Here is a 22762-nt window from a genome sequence, read left to right on the forward strand (position 1 = left end):
GTGTGGTTAAAACCCCTATAATGTTAAGTTAAAAGTGAATTTAAAGGCCACATTATCAGCAATAGACGGGAGGTGATAAGCCCCGTAACGATAAGTAAAGCTCAAACCAAAACCAAAGAGCAATTTGTTCAGTTCAAACCCTGATTCCGTATAGCCTTTTTTTAGTGAACCGAAGGTGACATTTTGATGACGTTCCGGATTTTTCATGTCTCCAATAGCGTAGCGAGTGATCAATACCAGTTGGGGCTTGTAACGTTGCGAAATATTGAAGGGTTTTAAATAATGTTTAAGCTGCGCGGTGGTGAATTTGTCCGAAAAAAACTCGTTAAAGTACATGGTTTCAAAACTGGTCAGTCCTGCTACCGAAAAACGTTGCATCACTGTTTCCTTGTTGATATTGTTAGGATAAGCGTGATATAGATGAGTAAGAGGTGTATTTCCCCTTGCAATGCCCGACACGAAAGTGAATTCCGAAATATTTTCATTTTTATGTTCAATGCGATGAATGGTTTTGAGGTCTAATTTGACAAAATTGAAATCGCCATCAAATACGCCCTTATAACTTTTTGTCAACTGCATTGTGAATTTTGGAAAGCCTTCTTTCATTTCGGGCAGCATATCTTCAGTGTCCTTAAATTTATTGAAAGGACTCCAGGCCAATGATACGGTGGCGGTACTAAGATTAAATTTACTCCATGTATCCCCATCTAAGGCGTACTGATAGCTGTAAGTCGGTTCTACATTACTAATAGCAAACTGTAGCCCAGAAGATAATTTGGGGTGCAATTGGTGTTCCAAAGAAATCGCATGTGTGATATGTTTATGGAACAAATCGATATTCAACAAACGGGGTTCAAAAAACTGGAAAAACCTTGTGTCAGTTAAAAACTTTGAACTACCCGTTTCCTGAAGATCGTCGGTATAGGAATAGTTCAGCCATGTGTTGGTTTGGGGTGCAAGTCGTACCCCGCCACCTACACTATATTTAAAACGTTGGTCGGCAAACCCATAAACCAGATAGGAATTGATTCGGAATTTATTTGAGAAATTTTCATTGGTAATGCCTCCTAATCCAGTTCGCAAACCCTCATACTGATTGTATTTTACGAGGTATCGAAGGTCAAAATCAAAATATTTTGTGTGGAGATACCCGTTGCCCAATTGTTTTAACAAGAAATCCTTGTTAGTAGAATCTTTTTGGGTTTCAAATGGATGTTCAGTCGAATTTTGTGCTTGTACCAGATAACTAAGGCAAAGACATAGAAGGAAAGCACAAAATTTTAGCATTAGTTAGTAAACGAAAACTGGGTTTTAAGAAAAAAAGCGACTTTTCCGTCGCTTCCTTTATACCGTCATTATTTCTTTTTCTTTATTTTCAAAGATATCATCTATTTTCTTAACGTAGGTATCGGTCATTTCTTGTATGTCAATTTCGGCATTCTTTTGAAGATCTTCCGAAACATCATCCAGCTTTTTGATATCGTTATTGGCATCTTTTCTAGCATTTCTAACGCCAATCTTAGCATCCTCTGCTTCGGCCTTGGCTTGTTTTGCAAGGGTTTTTCTGCGTTCCTCGGTTAACGGTGGCACATTGATGATTATGCTTTCACCATTGTTCATTGGGTTAAAACCTAGATTAGCAATCATGATGCCACGCTCAATTTCTTGTAGCATACTTTTTTCCCAAGGTTGCACGGTGATTGTCCTTCCGTCCGGGGTATTCACATTGGCTACTTGATTCAAAGGCGTTTGAGAGCCATAATAGTCCACCATTACACTTCCCAGCATGGCTGGGCTTGCTTTGCCCGCCCTGATGTTGACCAACTGCTTTTCCAGGTGCTTCATAGCGGAATCCATGGCCTCCTTGGCGGAATCTATTATAAATTGTATGTCTTCGTTCATCTTTTAAAAATTTAATTATCAATACTTCGACTGCGCTCAGTAACAAAAGATTCAAAAATTAAGCCAAAATAAAACATTTTTATTTTAGATTCCTGTCCCGATAGCTATCGGGATCACGTGAATGACAGATTTAAAGGAATTCGCCACTAAGCGACAAGACACTTTTCAATTAGATATTGACCACAGTCCCGATGCTTTCCCCGGAAACCACTTTAAGTAGGTTTCCTTTTTTGTTCATGTCAAACACGATTATAGGTAATTCATTCTCTTGGCTCAGTGTAAATGCTGTGGTATCCATAACTTTTAACCCTCGCTTTAATACATCTTCAAATGATATCGTATTGAACTTTGTGGCTGAACTGTCCTTTTCAGGGTCGGTATTATAAATACCATCTACCCGCGTACCTTTTAAAATCACATCTGCCTCTATCTCAATGGCCCGTAATACAGCAGCGGAATCTGTTGTAAAATAAGGATTTCCCGTGCCACCACCAAAAATTACCACACGTCCTTTTTCCAGATGGCGCATTGCTTTTCTACGTATAAAAGGCTCAGCCACCTCATTAATTTTAATTGCTGTTTGTAACCGCGTAGGGACCCCAGCATTCTCAAGCGCACTTTGCAACGCTAAACCATTAATGACGGTAGCTAGCATGCCCATATGGTCGCCTTGAACTCGGTCCATGCCATTGCTAGCTCCGGCCACACCACGGAAAATATTACCACCTCCAATAACAATGGCGACTTCAACACCTTTGTCAGTTATCGTTTTGATGTCATTGGCGTATTCCGCCAAGCGGTCAGGATCGATGCCGTATTGGCGTTTTCCCATTAAGGCTTCGCCTGATAGTTTAAGGAGTATTCTTTTGTATTTCATTAGTTGTTTCTACTGAAGTTTAGCAAAACTACATTATTTTTTTATTTCTTACACTGAATTTACTTTGGATTTAAGACATAAAAAAACCACCATTTAAAAAAAACAGTGGTTTAATTTATAATGAAACCCGTTAAGAATTACCCTAGGGTTACACGTTTAAAACTAGTGATTTCGACCTCACCATAAGAAGAAACATAAGCTTCAACAGTTTTCTTCTCGTCTTTAATGAAGTTTTGGTTTAATAAACACTGCTCTTGATCCAAGGTAGTGTTATCAGAGATGAAACGTTGCATTTTACCTGGTAAAATTCTGTCCCAGATTTGCTCAGGCTTACCTTCAGCTTTCAATTCAGCTTTTGCATCTTCTTCAGCTTGAGCAATAACTTCAGGAGTTAATTGTAACTGAGAAATGTATTTTGGTAAATTTTTCAATGTTTTACCTAAACGTGCCAATTCTTCGTTGTCTTTTTCGATAGCAGCAATTCTAGCTTCAGTTTCAGATGCTACATAAGCTGGGTCAAAATCTTTGTAAGATAATGTAGTTGCTCCCATAGAAGCGATTTGCATTGCTACATCTTTAGCTAGAGTTTCAACGTTATCTACAACGCTAGAAAACCCAACGATAGCTGCAATTTTATTGATATGTACGTAAGAGCCAACATAAGCGGCTTCAACTTTTTCAAAAGCCTTAATGTCCAGTTTTTCCCCAATAACACCAGTTTGCTCAACTAATTTGTCAGCAACGGTCATACCGTCAAAATCGGCAGCTAAAAACTCTTCTTTAGAAGAAGTGCCTAATGCAATCTCACCAAGTTGGCTAGCCAATGCTAAGAAGTTTTCGTTTTTACCAACAAAGTCAGTTTCACAACCTAAAACAATGGCAACACCAACAGTATTGTCAGCGTTAACTTTTGCAACGGCTGCACCTTCAGTAGATTCTCTGTCTGCTCTCTTAGCGGCTACTTTTTGTCCTTTTTTACGAAGGATTTCAATCGCTTTATCAAAATCACCTTCAGCTTCAACTAAGGCTTTTTTGCAGTCCATCATACCTGCGCCTGTAGCTTGTCTTAATTTATTAACCTCTTGGGCTGTAATTTTTACTGTAGTACTCATGATATTTTTAATTTAAAAAAGCCGTTTAATTTATTTCGAAGAGAAAATAACTAAACGACTTCAATGTTGTATTTGTGTTATTTATTCTTCTTCCTCGGCTACAACTGCTTCAGCTTTTTTGGCTTCAGCTTTAGGTGCGTCTTTTTCAGCTGCTCCAGCTTCTTTTTCAGCTTTACGTTCTGCCAAACCACCAGCTACAGCATCAGTAACGTGGGTTAAAATCTTATTGATTGATTTAGAAGCATCATCGTTTGCGGGGATTACATAATCCACTTGACGTGGGTCTGAATTGGTATCCACCATTGCAAAGATTGGAATGTTTAATTTCTGTGCTTCCTTAATTGCAATGTGCTCACGCTTGATATCCACAACAAATAAAGCACCTGGTAAACGCGTCATGTCGCTAATAGAACCTAAGTTCTTTTCAAGCTTAGCTCTTAAACGGTCAACTTGTAAACGTTCTTTTTTAGATAACGTGTTAAATGTGCCGTCTTTCTTCATCCTATCGATAGAGGCCATTTTCTTGACCGCTTTTCTGATAGTTACAAAGTTGGTCAACATACCACCTGGCCATCTTTCAGTGATGTAAGGCATGTTGATGGCGCTAGCTTTTTCAGCAACGATGTCCTTCGCTTGCTTTTTAGTAGCTACGAACAAGATTTTGCGTCCTGAAGCTGCAATTTTTGCCAATGCCGCTCCAGCTTCATCAATTTTAGCTGCTGTTTTGTAAAGGTTGATAATATGGATGCCGTTACGCTCCATATAAACGTAAGGTGCCATGTTTGGGTCCCACTTACGTGTAAGGTGTCCAAAGTGTACACCTGCTTCTAGTAGTTCTTTTACTTCTACTGCCATTTTTTGTAATAGTTTACGTTCTGTTGAATTAGCAATGATTAAGTGGTCATCTTTCAAATCGCCTTAACCATTTAGATGCTAAACTAAATCTTTCCGCTTTCGCGAAATAGACAACAATAACTGGTTTCAATGTCCTGAACTCGTTTCAGGATCTTTTCAATAAAAAAAAGTAATTCAGAATCTGACCTTTCAGATTCTGAATTAAGAGTTTTGGAATATTAACGTTTAGAGAACTGGAATTTCTTACGCGCTTTCTTCTGACCGAATTTCTTACGCTCTACCATTCTTGGGTCTCTTGTTAACAAACCTTCTGGCTTTAGGATACCTCTGTTTTCAGCATCTATTTCGCACATTGCGCGAGAGATAGCTAAACGTACAGCTTCTGCTTGACCAGTGATACCACCGCCATATACATTTACTGTAATATCAAAGTTGCCATCATTGTTAGTCAAAGCCAATGGTTGCTTTACCTTGTACTGCAACGTGGCAGTGGTAAAGTAACTCGCTAAGTCTTTTTTGTTCACCGTGATGTTACCTTTTCCTTCGGCAACATACACACGAGCAACAGCCGTCTTTCTACGGCCGATTTTGTGAATTACATCCATTAATTAAATTCGTTTAAATTGATTGCTTTTGGTTTTTGAGCCTCGTGTTTGTGCTCAGTACCAACTACAACCGTTAGGTTACGGAATAAAGCTGACCCTAATTTGTTTTTAGGTAGCATTCCTTTTACTGATTTTTCTACTAAACGTGCAGGGTTTTTTCCGAACATTTCAGTAGCAGTTAAACTTCTTTGCCCTCCTGGGTAACCTGTGTGACGGATATACGTTTTATCGTTCCACTTGTTTCCAGATAAGTTGATTTTTTCAGCATTGATAACAATTACGTTATCTCCGCAATCAACGTGTGGCGTGAAGTTTGGCTTGTGCTTACCTCTTAAAAGTTTTGCAACTTTAGAAGCTAAACGACCAAGCGCTTGATTTTCAGCATCAACAACTACCCACTGCTTATCAACAGTAGCTTTGTTGGCCGAAATCGTTTTGTAGCTTAATGTGTCCACACTTACTTATTTTTCTGATTAAACATTCCTCTTTCTGAAAAAGAGTTTGCAAATCTACGATTAAATATTTGATTACCAAACAGTGGGTTGGCTTTTTTGACAAGTATTTTTTAGTCGAATTGAGGTGCGAAACAGGTTGCAATCTGCTTTAGAAATAATCGATGGAATTGAGAGAATTTGGACAAATAAATCCGGCTTAGTCAATCCCAAAATTTTCCATCATCAATAAAAGTCCCTTTTTAAGATGATCCAGCGCTTGGCTATTATCAAGCATAGATACGTCCTTTGCCACGATGATGGGTTCAATACCCATAAATAATGTAAACAAATGGCTCATTTCGTTTTTTTTGGCAGTTGTAAAACCGGTGTTTTTCAAAGCAAGTTGTAGGGCTTTTTCGCGTCTGGCCCCTCGGGTAGATTTGGAAGATGCCGAAGCTAAATTAAAGCTTAGGTATTTTCGGAAGGCATTTTCATTTTCTATGGCAAGCTGGTTAAAGTAATCTTGAATGCCGAGAATAGTGTCTTTCAGGCTTTTGCCTTGCAATGTTTCTAATAGTTCCGCCGGGCTTAGGGTGTTGATGTCTAAACTTGCTTCGGAAGCCAGAACGTCAACATTAGAATAGTATCTATATATGGTAGCCCGAGAAACACCTGCTTTTGTAGCAACGTCTTCGAGGCTAAAATCCAACCCGCCTTTTAAAAAATTGTGGGTGCTTTTAAGAATCTTGTCTCTGGTACTCTGTTTCTGATTGCTTCTTCCCGTATTAATGTAATCTTCTCTCATGAGACAAATATCTTATAAGTTTTTGATATTTCAAAAATTATTAATATGTTTGTGAGACAAATGTCTTATAAAATGAAATCAACCAATTCAAAATGGGTCTTAGGCCATAAAGTAACCGTATTTGATACTACCGGAGATTATGATTTAATGCTGGCAGAAACGCCAGCACAAGTATCTGGACCGCCACCGCACATGCACAAGTCCTTCAAGGAATCCTTTTTAATCGTTGAAGGAGAAATGGAATTTTTTATCGACGGAGAAGTGAAGGTAGTCAAAGCCGGAGAGTCAGTTGACGTGCCACCAAATACGTTGCATACCTTTGGGAATAAAAGTGATGCGCCCTGCAAATGGGTGAATATTCATAGCCCAAAGGGTTTTAGAAGTTTTTTTGAACAAATGGGGGTGCCGGCAGATTCCGATAGGGCACAGGAAAAATCGGTTGCTCCTGAAATCATTCAGAATGTGATGGCCACTGCGGCCGATTTTGATATGATTATCAGGGCGTAGACTTTTGCTCTTTTTCATTTTGGTTTGAGCTATTTTTCTACACCAGTGTATTTTTTATAGATAGCTCTATACCCTAATAACCTAGCCAAAGGCCCAACAGTGTTCATTAAAACATTTTGAATGCCCAAAGGGATAGTTGCCAGTCTGGAAGGGCTTTCTAGGTATTTTCCCGTTACCATAGCCTGCAAAAAGGACAGTTTGCCTTCTTTTACCTTTCCGTCATTAATCATCCCGAACAAATTTTCAATAAATAGATCCACATCTATCCCGGGGGTAATGGTTTGAATGTACTCTACTGGAGCATCATCGGTATTATAATGGTTGTGCGCCTTGTTTTTTGGCAAAGTAACTTCCTCACCGGCATTGAGATAGTGTTGTTGCCCATCAAGAAAATAAGTCATTCTACCTGATAGGATTTTAAAGGATTCTTCTTGTAGAATATGGATGTGGTCATCAACGGTTTGACCTTTGCTTATTAAGGAAACCTTCATTGTAACGCGTTCGCCATTGGTGTCGGCCGAGGTTTCTAAAAATTCGATGGTATCCCCGCTAAACTGATCGACTACTTTTTGTCCTTTGGTTGGCATATTGGTTGGATTTATGGATTAATATTGAAATATAACAAAAACTAAGGAATTGCATTAGGCACATCTTCAAGAGTTATACTGGCGCTGGCCATTTGTTTTTTTTATAAAACTTTTAAATTGGAATAGTTTGGTACGACCTTTGGTTTACGTATTGCTTTTTTTATCTTTGATTAACACCAAACAACCATGTTAAAGCAGCAATTACAGTTTAAGCTATCACAGAAACTTTCGCCTCAGCAGATTCAGTTAATGAAGCTCATCCAGTTGCCTACCCAGGCCTTTGAGCAACGTTTGAAACAGGAACTAGAGGAAAATCCTGCCTTGGAAAAGGGCAAGGAAAGTGCAGATAACGATCTGGATGCTGATTTAAATAACGATGCAGACGACTATGGAGACAGCGACTCCATAAATGCCGAGGATATTAACGTTGACGAATATTTGAGCGACGACGAAATTCCGGATTACCGCACCCAGGCCAATAATTACAGCGGGGATGATGACGAGAAAACCATTCCCTACGCAGCCGGCACCTCATTTACGCAACATTTAATCAATCAGTTGAACACATATCGATTAACGGATGATGAGCGAGATATTGCGGAGTTTTTAGTGGGTAGCGTGGACGAGAGCGGTTATATTCGGCGTTCGCTTTCCGATATTATGGATGATTTGGCGTTTACGCAGAATGTTTACACTACCGAAGATAGTATTGAAAAAGTACTGAAAATTGTGCATCAATTGGATCCTGCCGGGGTGGGAGCTCGAAATTTGCAGGAATGCTTGAGTATTCAACTGCATAGAAAAGAGAAAAATGCGGATACGGATTTGGCTATTCAAATTATCGATGGAGCTTTTGATGCCTTTACCAAAAAGCATTATAAAAAACTGTTGAGCAAATTTGATATAACGGAGGCACAGCTCAAAGATGCTATTTCTGAAATTGAACATTTAAACCCAAAACCGGGTGGCTCCTATTCAGGAAACAATCGTATTGTGGAGCATGTGGTACCGGATTTCGCCATAAAAATTGTAGATGGCGAATTGGAGTTAACTCTTAACGGCAGAAATGCACCGGAATTGCACGTGTCCCGTGAGTACAACAATATGCTAAAGGGCTACAAGGATGCGAAGGACAAGAGTAAATCTCAAAAGGACGCCGTACTGTTTATCAAACAAAAATTGGATGCCGCCAAATGGTTTATTGAAGCGATAAAGCAACGACAACAGACTTTATTTGTAACGATGAGCGCTATTATGCACTATCAAAAGGATTATTTCTTAACTGGCGATGAACGTCAATTGAAACCGATGATTCTAAAGGATATCGCGGATGAAATTGACATGGATGTTTCTACGGTATCAAGAGTAGCGAACAGTAAATATGTGGACACGCCTTATGGCACGAAGTTAATTAAGGAATTCTTCTCGGAATCCATGAAGAACGACCAGGGCGAGGATGTTTCCACCCGAGAAATCAAAAAAATCCTTGAAACCGTTATAGAGGAAGAAAACAAAAGGAAACCGCTTACCGATGAAGCCCTGGCGAAAATACTAAAAGAAAAAGGCTACCCCATTGCGCGACGTACCGTTGCAAAATATAGGGAACAACTGGATATTCCAGTGGCCCGTTTAAGGAAAAAGATATGACGGGCAATCATATTCTTAGGAGTATATCGGCAATCTTTCATCCGTTAATCATGCCGATTGCTGGTATTATTTTTTATTTCGCCAAATCGCCCAGATTTATTCCAGAAGAAATCATCAAAGCTCATTTGGTATCCCTTACTATTCTGACGATTTTTCTCCCCATTCTATTGTATTTTCTATTAAAAACAATCGGCAAGGTAAAATCTATTCATCTTGCCACCACGCAGGAACGTATCATTCCGCTTATTTTGAATGCTATTGTTATTGTTTTGGTGATTAAACGCATTATAAAACCCAGCCAAACTGTGGAGCTGTACTACTTTTTCGTTGGGATTTTAATATCCAATATTTCTTGTTTGGCCTTGGCATTTTTTAAGGTAAAGGCCAGTTTGCATATGGTAGCCGTATCGGGCCTCTTTATGTTTTTTATTGCCTTAGGCATCCATTTTAGCATTAATATTAATGGCACTTTAGCTTTAATGAGTATTATAACAGGGGCATTAGCTACATCGCGGTTGCATATGAATGCCCATACCTATGGCGAATTGACTATGGGCGTTTTTATTGGGGTGTTCCCCCAATTGATTTTGGTGAATTATTGGCTTTAAAATTTGGCTGATTTGAAGGGTTTCGACTGCGCTCAACCTGACGATAAACACGTTAATTAAAAATATGAAAGAGCCTTTGAAAAACTTCGGCCGAACTTAATTTCAAAATTTAGGCTTTAAAGGATGTAGAACATCAAGCCAAGTTTGACGGCATTCATATCCAAGGTTTCGCCATTAATTGTGGCGCTATCTGCAAAAATAGGATTGAGGCCGTAATAGGCATAAAGGTTCCAGGTATTGTAGCCTACGCTTAGTGTAAGCCCGTATTGAAAATTATTGAAATCGCCGTTGTTGCTGTATTTCAATTTCCCCAAACTGCCTTCAAACTTGCTTCGGTTTGTAAATGCATACCCAAATTTTACGCCAGCATAAATGCGCCAAAATTTGTAATCGGAAATCGTGGAGGTACGCCAGCGGTATTCAATAGGTAATTCCAAGACATGTTCGGAAAACTTATTTTTCGTGAAACTTATTGTGCTTCCATCAATAATGCTGTAATTAAAATTTCCTGAATTATCCTTTTGGATGAGGATATTTTGAATGTAAGAGTTTGTTGAATATCCTAAACCGATGCCAATAGCTTTATTGCGTCTTTTATTTATGGGCATATCCTTGATGTAGCCCAAATGGAACCCGAGGGAAAAGCTTCGCTGTTTTAGTCCACTGGGTTGATTGCCCAAAACATTATAGGTGATGCCAAGATAAAATTGGTCTTCTTTGTATAATGAATCCTTAACCTTGCTGGTGATGTCTTGGGAAAAAAGGTTTACCGAAAAAAGAGTTAAAACTAAAAGTATTAAAAGGTGCTTCATTTGAAATTTCTCTCCAAAACAAATATAGCTAACATTTTATACGGATTGTAGTTTGAAGGAAGCAATATCACAAATATAAAAGTGAAGCTAAATGCTGGAGGCTATTTAGCAACTAAAGAAGCTTCCCTTTTTCAATAATTTTATTCCCATTGCGCTTGTAAAACACCTTCTTTCCATTAGCGCAGAAAGAGTAATTACCGTATGATTTTTTTTCCTTAGCTGTTAATAGTAAAACGTCATTTTCATCGCACTCATAATCTTTAGCTACTTTCTTTTTAATATGCTCAATCGTGGCGCGTCCTTTTTTAAGCTGTCTCTGAATTTTTGAATTTAACTGAGGTTCTTCAAAATCTTCCGCTACACCACAGGTATTTGGTTTTAGGGGCTTGATGTCTTTCATTTCAGTGCTATCTACAAGCGTCATCGGTTGCATATCGATATATTCCCACGTGTAGTCGGCTTTTAGCAAAACACGCCGGCCATCTTCGGTTTTTACGATATAATTATTTTGGGAAATAGCCGTAAAAGACAACAAAAACAAAAGAATATAAAGGCAATGTTTCATAGCGGGAAAATCTTTTAAGATGAATTCAAAAATACGATTTTATTCCTCAATATCTCCATCAGGTTCAGCATTCACATATTCCAAAATATCGGCGGGTTGGCAATCCAAGGCTTTACAGATGGCTTCCAGAGTTGAAAACCTCACGGCTTTCGCCTTTCCAGATTTTAAAATGGAAAGATTTGCCTCGGTGATACCAATAATTTCAGCCAGCTCCTTGCTTTTCATGTTACGTTTGGAAAGTACTATGTCAAGATTTACGATTATTGGCATGAGCTATATGGTTAAATCGTTTTCTTCCTTCAGATATATGGCACATTTTTGAGTTTCTTCAATAACCAAAATCCCCAAACCAATTATTAAAGTCATAAAATGGTAAAAAAATGGCAACAACATACTTTCCATTATATTTTCTGAAAAAGAATAGTGATAAAAAATCGACATAAAAAATCCCATTATGGCTACGAGGACGAAACACTTTCCTGCTAAATTTAAGCGCTTAACAGAATAAGCTGTAAAATAATTCTTTTTCTCAAACAAATTGCCGATTCTCAGTAATAGAATTAAAGCCAAAACAAGAATAACATCTTTAATGACATCGAGGATAAGGTAGATGTAGAAATTCAAAAGTTTGGATGACGAAAAAAAAGAATTCCTGAGTAAATGCTTGGGTGCAGTATGCCCACCCGTTAGTGTTATCAAAAGATATAAAATCATTGCTATAACATACAATGCAATGAAAGTAGTTAGTGCTATTTTGAAAATTTTAAGCATGGATTTTGTCAATTAAATAGTTAAATCGTTTTCTTCCTGAATGTGTTTTCCTTTTTTCAGAACATCCAAATACAGATAGACCAAAAAGGCTACTACCAAGTGGGCAAATATGATAAAAAACTCCTCATAAACACGAACAGGTTTGCCAAGGATAAAAAAGCAGAAGCATAAAACTATGATATAAAAAAAAGGAAGTATATTTAATTTTAAGAAAAACCTTAATCGCTTTAATGACCTTGCCTTAAACGTCCTTTTTTCTACAAACACTCTAAGAAATTCTTTAAATGCGTAAAAATAGATTAGGTAATACGTCATAGCAATCCACATGAAAATAATGGCATAATTGAATGGAATATTGATGCCCAAACCGAAAATGGGGACATTTACTTTACCTCGGTTCCCCAAAATTTCAACAAACGGAACATCGATTTCGAATTTATATTCGAAAAAAGCGAGTATGGAAAATAGAAATATAAAAAGTAGTATGGAGGCGATAATATAAAATAGTACTGAGGATGTTATGTATGCTAGTTTTTTCATGTTTTTATATAGTTAAATCGTTTTCTTCTTTTAGTTTTCCTCCACTTTTAATAAAATCCGCAAGCACATAAAGCCCTAACCCCACAAGAATAACGAAGAAGGATTGCACGAAATTCGTTATTAGCACAGTTGCTTGAAACTCACCTTTTAAAATGATATTAAATGCAATTGAAGTAACCCCAACAAGGATTAAAAAGAAGCCTCCTCTTTTAAATTTGGATTCGCTAATGGTGTTATAAAAACCATGTTTTATAATAGATATTAAACCTTGCTGTATTTTAAATAACCCGAATAATAATAGAGTTCCTCGTAAGAAAACAACAAAATGTTTAAAGATTCCAAATGTTTCATTGGGATAGGTTTTTTGATATAAAAAGTCAGGAATTACCAAAAGGATCAAAATAACCACAAGCACTGATGCTAATAGAATATTTACAATGACCAAAAATCCATATAGCAGATTAATTCTTTTCATAAATCTTTTTTTTAGTAACTAAAATTTTAATTGAGTAAACAAAAGCAATACAGAATAGAACATTAAACACCATTGGTGGCGTTACTGGAAATGTCCAAAGTTGCTTTCCAACCATGTAAGCACTAGACCAACCGTTTACTGTTATATGACAAAAAATAGTAGGCCATATTGAATTTGTTCTATAAGAGATAATACCCAACCATAATCCCATAAAAAATGTAAAGACAATTTCCTGAGGTGTAATATGAGCCAATCCAAATAGTACTGAAGAAATAAAAATAGCTAAGAAAGGACTATGTTTCTTAATTAAACCGCGCTGTAAAAAGCCTCTGTATGCAATTTCTTCTACAAAGCCAGGTGCAATTGCAATTGTTAAAATCATTAAAATTCCCCACCCGGTTGTTAAATTCTCAAATACAGGAAGTTCTTTAGTCTCTGCCAAATGTCCAAAAAAAGAAAATAGCTTTAATGCAAGTTGTCTTGCCATCCAACCGAAAAACAAAGAGCCCAATGCTAATGCTGAAATGTCTAAAACAGATAATTTAGGTTTTCTAAGTCCAAGTCTTTTTATAATTGACTCTTTCGTTTTGAACAGTTCTCTGTGTGCAAAGAGTAAAATAACCAATCCAGCAACCAAATGTCCAGAAACTTTCATCAAAACGACTTTTGATGGCTTGAAATTACGGTCGATACTTTGAAATAATTCACTTAAGCCTAACTGAACAGCAGTCATTAACATAAACATTAGAACAATACCCGTTATGAGATATACAATTGAAGGTTTGTTCTTAACAACAGTTATTTGGCTTTGCATGTAAAATTATTGTTTTTCGATAATAAACTTAAATAAAATTATTGAAAAACAATAATTATTTTGAAAAATTTAAATTTCTCCATAAAACCAAAAGCATTATCTATATTTGTTTTTAGATGAAAAGCTTCCCTAAAAAACTGGAACAAAAATTAGCCGACCGCACAGCCAATAACGCCCTGCGACAACTGAGGGAGCAAAGCGAATTGGTAGATTTTTCGTCCAACGATTATCTCGGTTTTTCTAAAAATGAAATCATTTTTAATGAAGCACATCAATTCTTAATCGAGCAGAACGTCAAACAAAATGGGGCAACAGGCTCGCGCTTACTTTCTGGAAATCATAAACTCTTCAAAATTGTTGAAGAACAGCTATGCGCATTTCATAACTGCGAAGCCTCTTTAATTTTTAATTCGGGCTACGATGCCAATATTGGGTTCTTTTCATGTGTGCCTCAACGTGGCGATGTGATTTTATTTGATGAATTTATACATGCCTCGATACGGGACGGTATCGCGATGAGCCATGCTAAATCGTATAAGTTTAAGCATAATGATTTGATTGATTTAGAAAAACGTTGTCAGGCTGAGCGCAGTCGAAGCCCACAAGACGCAATTATTTACATCGCTACAGAATCCGTATTCTCAATGGACGGCGATTCCCCCGATTTATTTGCAATGGTTGACCTCTGCAAATCTCACAATGCCTTTTTGGTAGTTGACGAAGCCCATGCCGGTGGCGTCTTTGGTACTTCGGGTGTCGGAATGGTTCAACACTTAAATCTGGAAACTGCCATTTTTGCTCGCATCGTAACTTTCGGAAAGGCTATGGGATGCCATGGCGCCGCAATTTTAGGAAGTGAAACATTAAGGCAATACCTTTTGAATTTTTCCAGAAGTTTTATTTACACCACGGCATTGCCCCCACATAGTTTGGCAACAATTCACTCGGCATATAATAATTTGTTCGAAACCAAAAACATTCAAGCGCTTCATAAAAATATTGCTTATTTTAAATCGGAGCTAGTTCAAAACAACCTTCAGGATATCTTTATTGAATCCAATTCAGCAATTCATTGTTGCGTCATTTCTGGAAACGACAAGGTAAAATCTATTGCAAAACGATTGCAGGAACAAGGTTTTGATGTTAAAGCAATTTTATCTCCAACCGTCCCAAAAGGCCAAGAACGCCTGCGTTTTTGTTTACATTCCTATAATTCCCCCGAAGAAATTTCCAAAGTGTTGCATCTACTTGCTACTTTTGCAATATGACAACATATTTCATTACGGGCATATCCACCGATGTAGGCAAAACCGTTACCTCAGCTATCGTTACAGAAGCTTTGGAGGCCGATTATTGGAAACCTGTACAAGCAGGAGAACTTGATAACTGCGACACCAAAAAAGTAAAACGCTTGGTTTCAAATTCAAAATCTAAATTTCATCCCAATGCCTATGCCCTTAAGACACCGATGAGTCCGCATGGGGCGGCAGATATTGACGGCGTCACCATCGAATTGGATAAAATTCGAGTTCCAGAAACTAAAAACAATTTGGTCATCGAAGGCGCTGGCGGTTTATTGGTGCCGTTGAATGATATTGATACGGTTTTTGATTTAATAAGGCCTAACTATAAAGTCATCGTGGTGTCCAGGCACTATTTGGGAAGTATTAACCATACACTTTTGACGGTGAACACATTAAAAGATAAAGGTCTGCCTGTGTCCATTATTTTTAGTGGTGATGAACATGCTTCAACAGAAGATATCATCAAAAAAATGACGCAAGTTCCAGTTATCGGAAGAATTAATGAAGAACCGTATTTTGATAAAAATGTGGTTAAGGAATATGCTGAACTGTTTAGAGATAAGCTATGACCTTAAAAGAGCGCGATAAAAAACACCTGTGGCATCCACTTAAACAGCACCAGTTACAACCTGAAAGTATGGCTATTGTAAAAGCAAAAGGGTGCACATTGACCGACGAAGATGGTAATGAATATATTGATGCTATTGCCTCCTGGTACACCTGTATGTACGGCCATTGCAATGACTACATTACCGAAAAAGTAGCTCGCCAAATGCAACAGTTGGACCATGTGATGTTCAGCGATTTTACACATGAACCAGCGGTTAAACTTTCTGAGGAACTGACTAAAATATTACCTGAGAATCAAAATAAAATTTACTTTAACGATAATGGCTCTACTGCCGTTGAAGCGGCCATGAAAATGGCACTACAGTACTATTTTAACAAAGGTGAAAAGCGTTCGACTTTTATTGCTTTTGAAAATGGATTTCATGGTGATACCTTTGGAGCCATGAGCGTTTCAGGCCTTTCAGTATATAATGGACCTTTTGAAGATTTTTTAATCGAAGTGAAACGGATTCCAACCCCCAATGGTACAAATCATGGGCAAATTCTAGATCAATTAAAGAATTTCAATCTAAGCTATAAAATCGCTGGATTCATTTATGAGCCATTGGTTCAAGGTGCGGCCGGTATGAAAATCCATGACGCTGGTGGTTTGAGTTCCATTTTAGATTATTGCAAATCCCAAAATATCTTAACTATTGCCGATGAGGTGATGACGGGGTTTGGCAAAACAGGACGGTATTTCGCCTCAGATTACATGGATACCAAACCAGATATTATATGCCTAAGCAAAGCATTAACTGCAGGGCTGTTGTCTATGGCCATTACCTCTTGCACACAAGATATTTACGACGGTTTTCTGAGTGATGATATGGCTAAAGGCTTTTTCCATTGCCATACCTATTCCGCTAATCCGATAGCTTGTGCGGCCGCCATTGCGGGAATAGAATTGCTGACTTCCGAAAGGATACAATCCAATATTAGGCGTATAACCAGAGCCCATCAAAATTTTGAACTACGTATTAAAAACCATCCAAAAGTTAAGGACTCACGAAGTCTGGGCGTTATTTTTGCCCTTGACCTCAATGTCAAAATGCAACGCTACGGCAGTTTACGAGATATATTGTTAAAATTTTTTATGGACCGAGGCGTGTTTCTTCGTCCGTTAGGAAATACCATCTATATTCAAGTACCATATATCATCACGACGAAAGAATTGGAAAAAGTGTACCAGGTTATTGAAGATGCTTTAGAAATAGTATAAATTTGTCTATTAAACTTTAACTAACAAAAAACTTCTTTAAAGATGCTGAATTAATCCCGTCCCGATAACTATTGGGAGTTTTCGGGACAGCATCACAAAACATGCACAAACCCATATCAATAACGGCTATTTCATCCATCTCTCCTCTTGGAAAATCCTCCATAGAGGCTTGGGAAAATTACAAAATCAATTCACATTGTATCACCGAAAGGGACTTTCAAGGTAAAAATGTGTTCGTTTCAAAAATCCCGGTTGAAGCGAAAAAGGAGATTGAAGCATTAAGACAGTCGGATTCGAAATACCATACATTGGACGACACTGTATTGTTTGCCATTTATGCGTCAAGGCAAGCCGCGAAAAATGCAGGTTGGAAACATTCCGATAATTTTGGGATTAATATTGGTTCTTCCCGGGGAGCCACAGCTCTTTTTGAAAAATATCACGAGTCATTTTTAAGGACCAATACGTCAGATACCCTAAGTTCACCAACAACGACTTTGGGCAATATTTCCTCTTGGGTGGCCCATGATTTACAAACTGGGGGTCCCGAAATCAGCCACTCCATTACCTGCTCAACGGCTTTACACAGCATGCTAAACGGTATTGCTTGGATAAACTCGGGTATGTGCGACAAATTTTTGGTAGGAGGCAGTGAAGCACCATTAACACCATTCACCATTGCCCAAATGCAAGCCTTAAAAATTTACTCCAAAGAAAAAGGTGACTTTCCATGCAAGGCCTTAGCCCTTGAAAAATCGAAAAACACTATGGTTTTAGGAGAAGGCGCTTCCATGATTTGTTTAGAGGCCGGAGAAAAACAAAATGCACTAGCCACGGTTAAAGGTTATGGGTATGCCACCGAGATTCTGAAACATTATGTTTCAATCTCAAGTGATGCTAAATGCTTTCAAAAGTCAATGGCAATGGCCTTAGGAGATATGTCAGCGAGCGACATTGATGTCGTGGTAATGCATGCCCCAGGAACAGTAAAAGGCGACATTTCAGAATATAAAGCCATTAAAGCCATTTTTAAAGATAACGTACCAGCGGTAACTTCAAACAAATGGAAAATCGGGCATACGTTTGGGGCATCGGGGGCACTAAATATTGAATTGGCTGTTTTGATGTTACAGCACCAGAAATTTATTGGTATTCCATATTTAGAAAATCAAAAAACACCTCAAAAGATTGAAAACATTTTGGTTAATGCTGTTGGTTTTGGAGGGAATGCTGTGTCCATTTTGCTTTCAAAATAATATATTGAGCGATTAAAAACTTAAACTAGGTTTTTACATTAAATCTTTCAATACTTTTTTAACGTGCTTATTTTTAAGTAAACCGCCGTGTGCAACATCGGCAATATCCATAGCGGGAGTTGCATTGGCCTCAATGATTACAGGTCCTGACGGCGTAATTGCGATGTCAAAACCAATCAATTTATTAGGTATTAAACGAACTGTTTCTTTAACTAAAGAAAGCACCTCATCATAAAACGGCACCTTGAAACCATCAAATTCGTAATGGCTGTCCGGGTGTTCGGTTATTTTTTCTCCTCCAAACTTGGCTAGGTAATAGCCGTACTTATTCAATATTCCCTTTGCAATATCCATCCCAACAAAAAAACCACCAGAAGATGCGTTATCAACAATATTGTCTCCAATGCCAAAACGCATAGCGGCCACAATAATCTCAATGCTCCCATCATCAACAATCAAGGTAACAATTCTCAAAGTATTTATGGAATTACTATGGATTTCATTTATCGCCTCGTGCTGGTGCACAACCTCGTTGTGTACAAAATTACCTTTTACCAACTTCTCATAGTTTTCTCCTAGGACCTGCCTACTGTTGGCTTTTGTAACCCTAAAACATCCTTTTCCTCCCCAATCAGATATCGGTCTAAAAAAAACTCCAGCTATATTTTCTTTTGCCAAAATATTCTGAAAAAAATCATCCGCACTATCTAAATCATTGATTTTTAAAACTTTATTTTCAAAAAAAAAGGAACTCCTGAAATTGTAGCTCAGCAACTTAGGTGTTCTCATATTCGCCCTTTCGGAAAACAATGCAAAATACAGTTTATCATCAATCAAATTTTCATAATCAATGTTATGCATGGATTTGTGAAATCTAAAAGTCATACGTTCCTTGAGTCCCATGTAATCCAAATAGTTAGGCACATCCCTTCGGTAGAGATATTTAAAATAGTAATAGGGTATTTCGCGCTTCACTACCATCAATATTAATACTTCCTTGATGATTTTGAGCGGATGTTTTTTGAGCGGACTCTTTAAAAAAACCTTTAATCTATTTTGGGCCACTTTTCTAATTTTTCCACTTTAAAGATATAGGTTTAAACTTTATCCCTTAATTTTAAATTAGTATTTTTGGCTTAACTAACTGACGATTTATGAGTGAGACAAAGCATAATTGGACCAAAGAGGAAATTCTAGATATATACAATAAACCCCTAATGGAGCTGCTTTACGAGGCAGCCACTACACACCGTAAAAATCACGATCCGAATACAGTACAAGTATCCACTTTGCTTTCCATAAAAACAGGAGGGTGCCCTGAAGATTGTGGGTATTGCCCGCAGGCTGCACGCTATCATACAGATATTGAAGGTAATGATTTAATGAGCGTACAACACGTAAAAGCCCAAGCCTTACGTGCTAAGGCGGGGGGCAGTTCTCGCGTTTGTATGGGAGCGGCCTGGCGAAATGTCAAGGATGGCGATGAATTTGATCAGGTTTTGGAAATGGTGCGTACCATAAATAAGTTGGATATGGAAGTGTGTTGTACTTTGGGGATGCTTACAGAAAATCAGGCACAACGTTTGGCGGAAGCAGGGCTGTATGCCTACAATCATAATTTAGATTCTTCGGAAGAATATTATAAAGAAGTGATTTCTACCCGCGGTTTTGAAGATCGATTGGAAACTATTGATAATGTTAGGAAAACAAACGTAACTGTTTGTAGCGGTGGTATCATCGGTATGGGGGAAAGTATTGAAGACAGGGCAGGGATGCTCGTGGCCTTATCCACTTTAAATCCACAACCGGAATCCACACCTATCAACGCACTGGTCGCTGTGGAAGGCACACCTTTGGAAGACCAAAAACCCGTTTCCATTTGGGATATGGTGCGCATGGTGGCAACCACACGTATTGTACTCCCTGAAACCCAAGTGCGATTAAGTGCGGGACGTACCCAGATGACAAGGGAAGGCCAGGCCATGTGCTTTTTTGCTGGAGCCAATTCCATTTTTGCTGGGGATAAATTATTAACGACACCAAACCCGGATGTGAATGAGGATATGGAAATGTTTAAGCAATTAGGGCTAAATCCACAAAAACCATTCACCAAAAAAGTACAACCCCAAACCGTGGAAGCCGAAGATTCGCAATTTGAAACTTTAGGCGAAAAACCAAAATGGTCTCGTCCGGATCATACTATTGAACGTAACGAAGCGGCCAAGGAAAAAGCCAAAGCTTTAAAATAATTTTCTAAGTATTCTTTTAGAGACCTGCGCTTCGCGTTAGGGATTGAACGGCCTGTTTGAGCTCCTCAAAGAGAGCGAGTAGTGAAAGCCCGACCCTCCCGATAGCTATCGGGAGTGGGTAACGCCCAAGTTGTTGTTTCCCATCTCCTAACGTTTTCTTAACTTTGGAGCCAAATCAAACTAAACCTTATTCGTTGAACTTACAGGAGGTACCGCGCGTAAAAACGATTACAAAGGCGGATTTTTTAAAGCAGTATTTTAAGCCACAGCAACCTGTTGTGATTGAACGTTTTATTGACGATTGGCCGGCTTACGAGAAATGGAGCTTGGACTATATGAAGGCCATTGGCGGGGATTTAACCGTGCCACTGTATGACGATAGACCCGTGGATTACAAAGAGGGGTTTAATGAGGCGCACGCTACAATGAAGTTAGCCGATTATGTGGACTTGTTGAAAAGCGAGCCTACCAAATACCGTATTTTTCTGTGGAATGCCCTTAAGGAAATTCCCGAGTTGCAGCACGATTTTACTTTTCCGGACTTTGGGTTGCGCTTGATGAAAGGTTTGCCCATGCTGTTTTTCGGTGGACAGGACTCCCACACCTTTATGCATTACGATATTGATCTGGCCAACATTTTTCATTTTCATTTTGATGGTAAAAAGGAATGCATTCTATTTCATCCGGACCAAACCGATTACCTCTATAAAATCCCGCATTCCTTAATCACTCGTGAGGATATCGATTTCCACAGTCCCGATTATGGAAAATGGCCCATGCTGAAAAAGGTAAAGGGCTACAAAACCGAATTGAACCACGGCGAAGTCCTTTACATGCCAGAAGGGTATTGGCATTACATGCGCTATATAGCTCCAGGGTTTTCTATGAGTTTGCGGGCTATTGCCAGAAACCCAAAAAACTTTAGCAGGGCTCTGTACAACATTGTTTTTATGCGCCATTATGATAATTTAATGCGAAGACTAAAAGGTCAAGAATGGATCGATTGGAAAAACCAGCAGGCCATTGTCCGCACCCATAAACATTTGTAAACAAAACCTTTGAAGTTATAAAACTTGTAATATCTTTGCGCACTAAATTAAACACTCAAATCATGAAAAATTTAGTTTTAGGCTTGACTTTACTTAGCGTTATTATGGTAAACGGACAAGCATATACAGGAAAGAACGACAACAAATTTCAAGTGGGAGCCAATGTTCAGGACAATGGCTCGGGTATTAACCTAAGTTATGATTTTGGTATTGGGGAAAACATCTCCATTGGTCTAACTTCAACCTATCTTTTAGGAGTGAATAGTGCTTTAAAGGATAATGCTAATGACGATTTTAATGCTGATTTCGACAATCGTTTCGATGTAAGAGCACGTTTCAATGCCAATTTGGGCAGTGTTATTAATGTTGACGACAGCTTTGATGTATACCCCGGTTTGAGTTTAGGACTTAAGAATTTTGGTGGACATTTAGGTGCACGATACTTTTTTACGGATGGGTTTGGGGTTTATACCGAATTGAATGTCCCATTGGCAAAATACAAATCCGGAGCATTAACTGCTCCTGAAATGTTGCACAATCAATTTACAGTAAACTTCGGCGCAAGTTTTAATCTATAAAGAACAGTAAACATTTATAAAAAGCGGACGAGGCATGTTATTCGTCCGCTTTTTTATGGCTTTACCCGAAAACAGCTTTGGCTTTTTCGTACACCAAGTGCGTTTCCCAGCCCCTGTATAGCAGATAATCGATTAATTTGCGCCTTTTTTTATGTTTGCTGATTCCTGTAATGGAATTCGCCTTTTTTTCGGCTAAACCATTGAAAACCTCGATATACTCCGTTTCATCTATTTCAGCAAGTGCCTGATTTATATTAACTTTGCTGATGTCTTTTTGTCTTAATTCATAAGTCAAGCGACGCCGGCCCCAAGCCTTTATTCTAAACTTACCCCGAACAAATGTTTTGGCAAAACGTTCTTCGTTAAGAAAGTTATGCTCTAAAAGATGGACGATGATCACATCGATGGCCTCAGGTATCATGTGCATGGATTTCAGCTTTTGCCGCACCTCTTGATGACAACGTTCCTGATACGCACAATAATGCTCTAGTTTTCTAGTGGCTTCTTGTACGGTATATGTTGTTTTGGTCTGCATGTGCATTTCAAAAATAACGATTGAAAATATAAAAAGGATTTTAT

The 22762-nt window shown here is 38.3% G+C and carries 28 protein-coding genes; 10 read left to right on the forward strand and 18 right to left on the reverse strand.

The window, feature by feature from the left end:
- Positions 1–15 precede the first annotated feature (15 nt).
- The 8 genes from H7U19_RS00060 to H7U19_RS00095 all read right to left on the reverse strand — a co-directional run bounded on the left by H7U19_RS00060 (position 16) and on the right by H7U19_RS00095 (position 6590).
- On the reverse strand, positions 16–1173 hold the full coding sequence (locus H7U19_RS00060) for a hypothetical protein (protein ID WP_246454560.1): 1158 nt from the start codon (positions 1171–1173) through the stop codon (positions 16–18).
- 171 nt (positions 1174–1344) lie between these two features.
- Positions 1345–1902 carry a ribosome recycling factor gene (gene frr / locus H7U19_RS00065; protein WP_186557799.1) on the reverse strand — a complete coding sequence of 186 codons (558 nt, stop codon included), beginning with the start codon at positions 1900–1902 and terminating at the stop codon, positions 1345–1347.
- Positions 1903–2071: 169 nt separating this feature from the next.
- On the reverse strand, positions 2072–2779 hold the full coding sequence (pyrH, locus tag H7U19_RS00070) for a UMP kinase (RefSeq protein ID WP_186557800.1): 708 nt from the start codon (positions 2777–2779) through the stop codon (positions 2072–2074).
- A gap of 137 nt (positions 2780–2916) precedes the next feature.
- Positions 2917–3891: a translation elongation factor Ts gene (gene tsf, locus H7U19_RS00075; RefSeq protein ID WP_186557801.1), complete on the reverse strand. Its 975-nt coding sequence runs from the start codon at positions 3889–3891 to the stop codon at positions 2917–2919.
- An 81-nt stretch (positions 3892–3972) separates the two neighbouring features.
- Complete coding sequence (rpsB, locus tag H7U19_RS00080) at positions 3973–4746, reverse strand: 30S ribosomal protein S2 (RefSeq protein WP_186557802.1); 774 nt, start codon at positions 4744–4746, stop codon at positions 3973–3975.
- Between the two features lie 218 nt (positions 4747–4964).
- Positions 4965–5351, reverse strand: coding sequence for a 30S ribosomal protein S9 (rpsI, locus tag H7U19_RS00085; RefSeq protein ID WP_186557803.1), 387 nt, complete (start codon positions 5349–5351; stop codon positions 4965–4967).
- Complete coding sequence (rplM, locus tag H7U19_RS00090; protein ID WP_186557804.1) at positions 5351–5806, reverse strand: 50S ribosomal protein L13; 456 nt, start codon at positions 5804–5806, stop codon at positions 5351–5353. Before rplM ends, rpsI begins: the two co-directional genes overlap by 1 nt.
- A gap of 196 nt (positions 5807–6002) precedes the next feature.
- Positions 6003–6590, reverse strand: a complete 588-nt coding sequence (locus tag H7U19_RS00095; RefSeq protein ID WP_186557805.1) for a TetR/AcrR family transcriptional regulator — start codon at positions 6588–6590, stop codon at positions 6003–6005.
- A gap of 72 nt (positions 6591–6662) precedes the next feature.
- Here H7U19_RS00095 and H7U19_RS00100 point away from each other — a divergent pair, with 72 nt between their 5' ends.
- The gene (locus H7U19_RS00100) at positions 6663–7097 is read left to right on the forward strand and encodes a cupin domain-containing protein (RefSeq protein ID WP_186557806.1); all 435 of its coding nucleotides are present in this window, start codon (positions 6663–6665) and stop codon (positions 7095–7097) included.
- Positions 7098–7126: 29 nt separating this feature from the next.
- Here the strand turns inward: H7U19_RS00100 and H7U19_RS00105 are convergent, their stop codons facing one another.
- Entirely contained in the window at positions 7127–7684 is a 558-nt protein-coding gene (locus tag H7U19_RS00105) for a cupin domain-containing protein (protein WP_186557807.1), read from the reverse strand.
- A 186-nt stretch (positions 7685–7870) separates the two neighbouring features.
- Between H7U19_RS00105 and rpoN the strand changes: the two genes are divergently transcribed.
- Positions 7871–9331 (forward strand): RNA polymerase factor sigma-54, encoded by a 1461-nt coding sequence (gene rpoN / locus H7U19_RS00110; RefSeq protein WP_186557808.1) that lies wholly within the window; start codon positions 7871–7873, stop codon positions 9329–9331.
- Positions 9328–9939 carry a hypothetical protein gene (locus H7U19_RS00115; RefSeq protein ID WP_186557809.1) on the forward strand — a complete coding sequence of 204 codons (612 nt, stop codon included), beginning with the start codon at positions 9328–9330 and terminating at the stop codon, positions 9937–9939. Before rpoN ends, H7U19_RS00115 begins: the two co-directional genes overlap by 4 nt.
- Before the next feature lie 116 nt (positions 9940–10055).
- Here H7U19_RS00115 and H7U19_RS00120 read toward each other — a convergent pair whose 3' ends face one another.
- From H7U19_RS00120 to H7U19_RS00150, 7 genes are all read right to left on the reverse strand, one after another.
- Positions 10056–10751 carry a porin family protein gene (locus tag H7U19_RS00120; RefSeq protein ID WP_186557810.1) on the reverse strand — a complete coding sequence of 232 codons (696 nt, stop codon included), beginning with the start codon at positions 10749–10751 and terminating at the stop codon, positions 10056–10058.
- 112 nt (positions 10752–10863) lie between these two features.
- Positions 10864–11316 carry a DUF3157 family protein gene (locus H7U19_RS00125; RefSeq protein ID WP_186557811.1) on the reverse strand — a complete coding sequence of 151 codons (453 nt, stop codon included), beginning with the start codon at positions 11314–11316 and terminating at the stop codon, positions 10864–10866.
- A 39-nt stretch (positions 11317–11355) separates the two neighbouring features.
- Complete coding sequence (locus H7U19_RS00130) at positions 11356–11586, reverse strand: helix-turn-helix domain-containing protein (RefSeq protein WP_186557812.1); 231 nt, start codon at positions 11584–11586, stop codon at positions 11356–11358.
- Between the two features lie 3 nt (positions 11587–11589).
- Positions 11590–12087: a DUF2975 domain-containing protein gene (locus H7U19_RS00135; RefSeq protein WP_186557813.1), complete on the reverse strand. Its 498-nt coding sequence runs from the start codon at positions 12085–12087 to the stop codon at positions 11590–11592.
- Between the two features lie 12 nt (positions 12088–12099).
- A complete protein-coding gene (locus tag H7U19_RS00140) occupies positions 12100–12627 on the reverse strand; it encodes a DUF2975 domain-containing protein (RefSeq protein WP_186557814.1) in 528 nt (175 codons plus the stop codon).
- A gap of 4 nt (positions 12628–12631) precedes the next feature.
- Positions 12632–13102: a DUF2975 domain-containing protein gene (locus H7U19_RS00145; RefSeq protein ID WP_186557815.1), complete on the reverse strand. Its 471-nt coding sequence runs from the start codon at positions 13100–13102 to the stop codon at positions 12632–12634.
- On the reverse strand, positions 13089–13835 hold the full coding sequence (locus H7U19_RS00150) for a CPBP family intramembrane glutamic endopeptidase (protein ID WP_186557816.1): 747 nt from the start codon (positions 13833–13835) through the stop codon (positions 13089–13091). The genes H7U19_RS00145 and H7U19_RS00150 overlap by 14 nt, the downstream gene beginning before the upstream one ends.
- 197 nt (positions 13836–14032) lie before the next feature.
- Between H7U19_RS00150 and H7U19_RS00155 the strand changes: the two genes are divergently transcribed.
- The 4 genes from H7U19_RS00155 (at position 14033) to H7U19_RS00170 (ending at position 18307) form a co-directional block, all read left to right on the forward strand.
- Positions 14033–15184, forward strand: a complete 1152-nt coding sequence (locus tag H7U19_RS00155; protein ID WP_186557817.1) for an aminotransferase class I/II-fold pyridoxal phosphate-dependent enzyme — start codon at positions 14033–14035, stop codon at positions 15182–15184.
- A complete protein-coding gene (gene bioD, locus H7U19_RS00160) occupies positions 15181–15789 on the forward strand; it encodes a dethiobiotin synthase (protein WP_186557818.1) in 609 nt (202 codons plus the stop codon). Before H7U19_RS00155 ends, bioD begins: the two co-directional genes overlap by 4 nt.
- Complete coding sequence (gene bioA / locus H7U19_RS00165; protein ID WP_186557819.1) at positions 15786–17051, forward strand: adenosylmethionine--8-amino-7-oxononanoate transaminase; 1266 nt, start codon at positions 15786–15788, stop codon at positions 17049–17051. Before bioD ends, bioA begins: the two co-directional genes overlap by 4 nt.
- 101 nt (positions 17052–17152) lie before the next feature.
- Complete coding sequence (locus tag H7U19_RS00170; RefSeq protein ID WP_186557820.1) at positions 17153–18307, forward strand: beta-ketoacyl synthase N-terminal-like domain-containing protein; 1155 nt, start codon at positions 17153–17155, stop codon at positions 18305–18307.
- A 33-nt stretch (positions 18308–18340) separates the two neighbouring features.
- Here the strand turns inward: H7U19_RS00170 and H7U19_RS00175 are convergent, their stop codons facing one another.
- A complete protein-coding gene (locus H7U19_RS00175) occupies positions 18341–19372 on the reverse strand; it encodes a sugar-transfer associated ATP-grasp domain-containing protein (RefSeq protein WP_186557821.1) in 1032 nt (343 codons plus the stop codon).
- 89 nt (positions 19373–19461) lie between these two features.
- Between H7U19_RS00175 and bioB the strand changes: the two genes are divergently transcribed.
- From bioB to H7U19_RS00190, 3 genes are all read left to right on the forward strand, one after another.
- The gene (gene bioB / locus H7U19_RS00180; RefSeq protein WP_186557822.1) at positions 19462–20556 is read left to right on the forward strand and encodes a biotin synthase BioB; all 1095 of its coding nucleotides are present in this window, start codon (positions 19462–19464) and stop codon (positions 20554–20556) included.
- A 194-nt stretch (positions 20557–20750) separates the two neighbouring features.
- Positions 20751–21605, forward strand: coding sequence for a cupin-like domain-containing protein (locus H7U19_RS00185; protein WP_186557823.1), 855 nt, complete (start codon positions 20751–20753; stop codon positions 21603–21605).
- A gap of 62 nt (positions 21606–21667) precedes the next feature.
- The gene (locus H7U19_RS00190; RefSeq protein WP_186557824.1) at positions 21668–22183 is read left to right on the forward strand and encodes a DUF6646 family protein; all 516 of its coding nucleotides are present in this window, start codon (positions 21668–21670) and stop codon (positions 22181–22183) included.
- A gap of 61 nt (positions 22184–22244) precedes the next feature.
- Here H7U19_RS00190 and H7U19_RS00195 read toward each other — a convergent pair whose 3' ends face one another.
- On the reverse strand, positions 22245–22724 hold the full coding sequence (locus H7U19_RS00195; RefSeq protein WP_186557825.1) for a regulatory protein RecX: 480 nt from the start codon (positions 22722–22724) through the stop codon (positions 22245–22247).
- Positions 22725–22762 lie beyond the last annotated feature (38 nt).

The sequence above is a fragment of the Hyunsoonleella aquatilis genome (genome assembly GCF_014270105.1).
Classification (GTDB): Bacteria; Bacteroidota; Bacteroidia; order Flavobacteriales; family Flavobacteriaceae; genus Jejuia; species Jejuia aquatilis.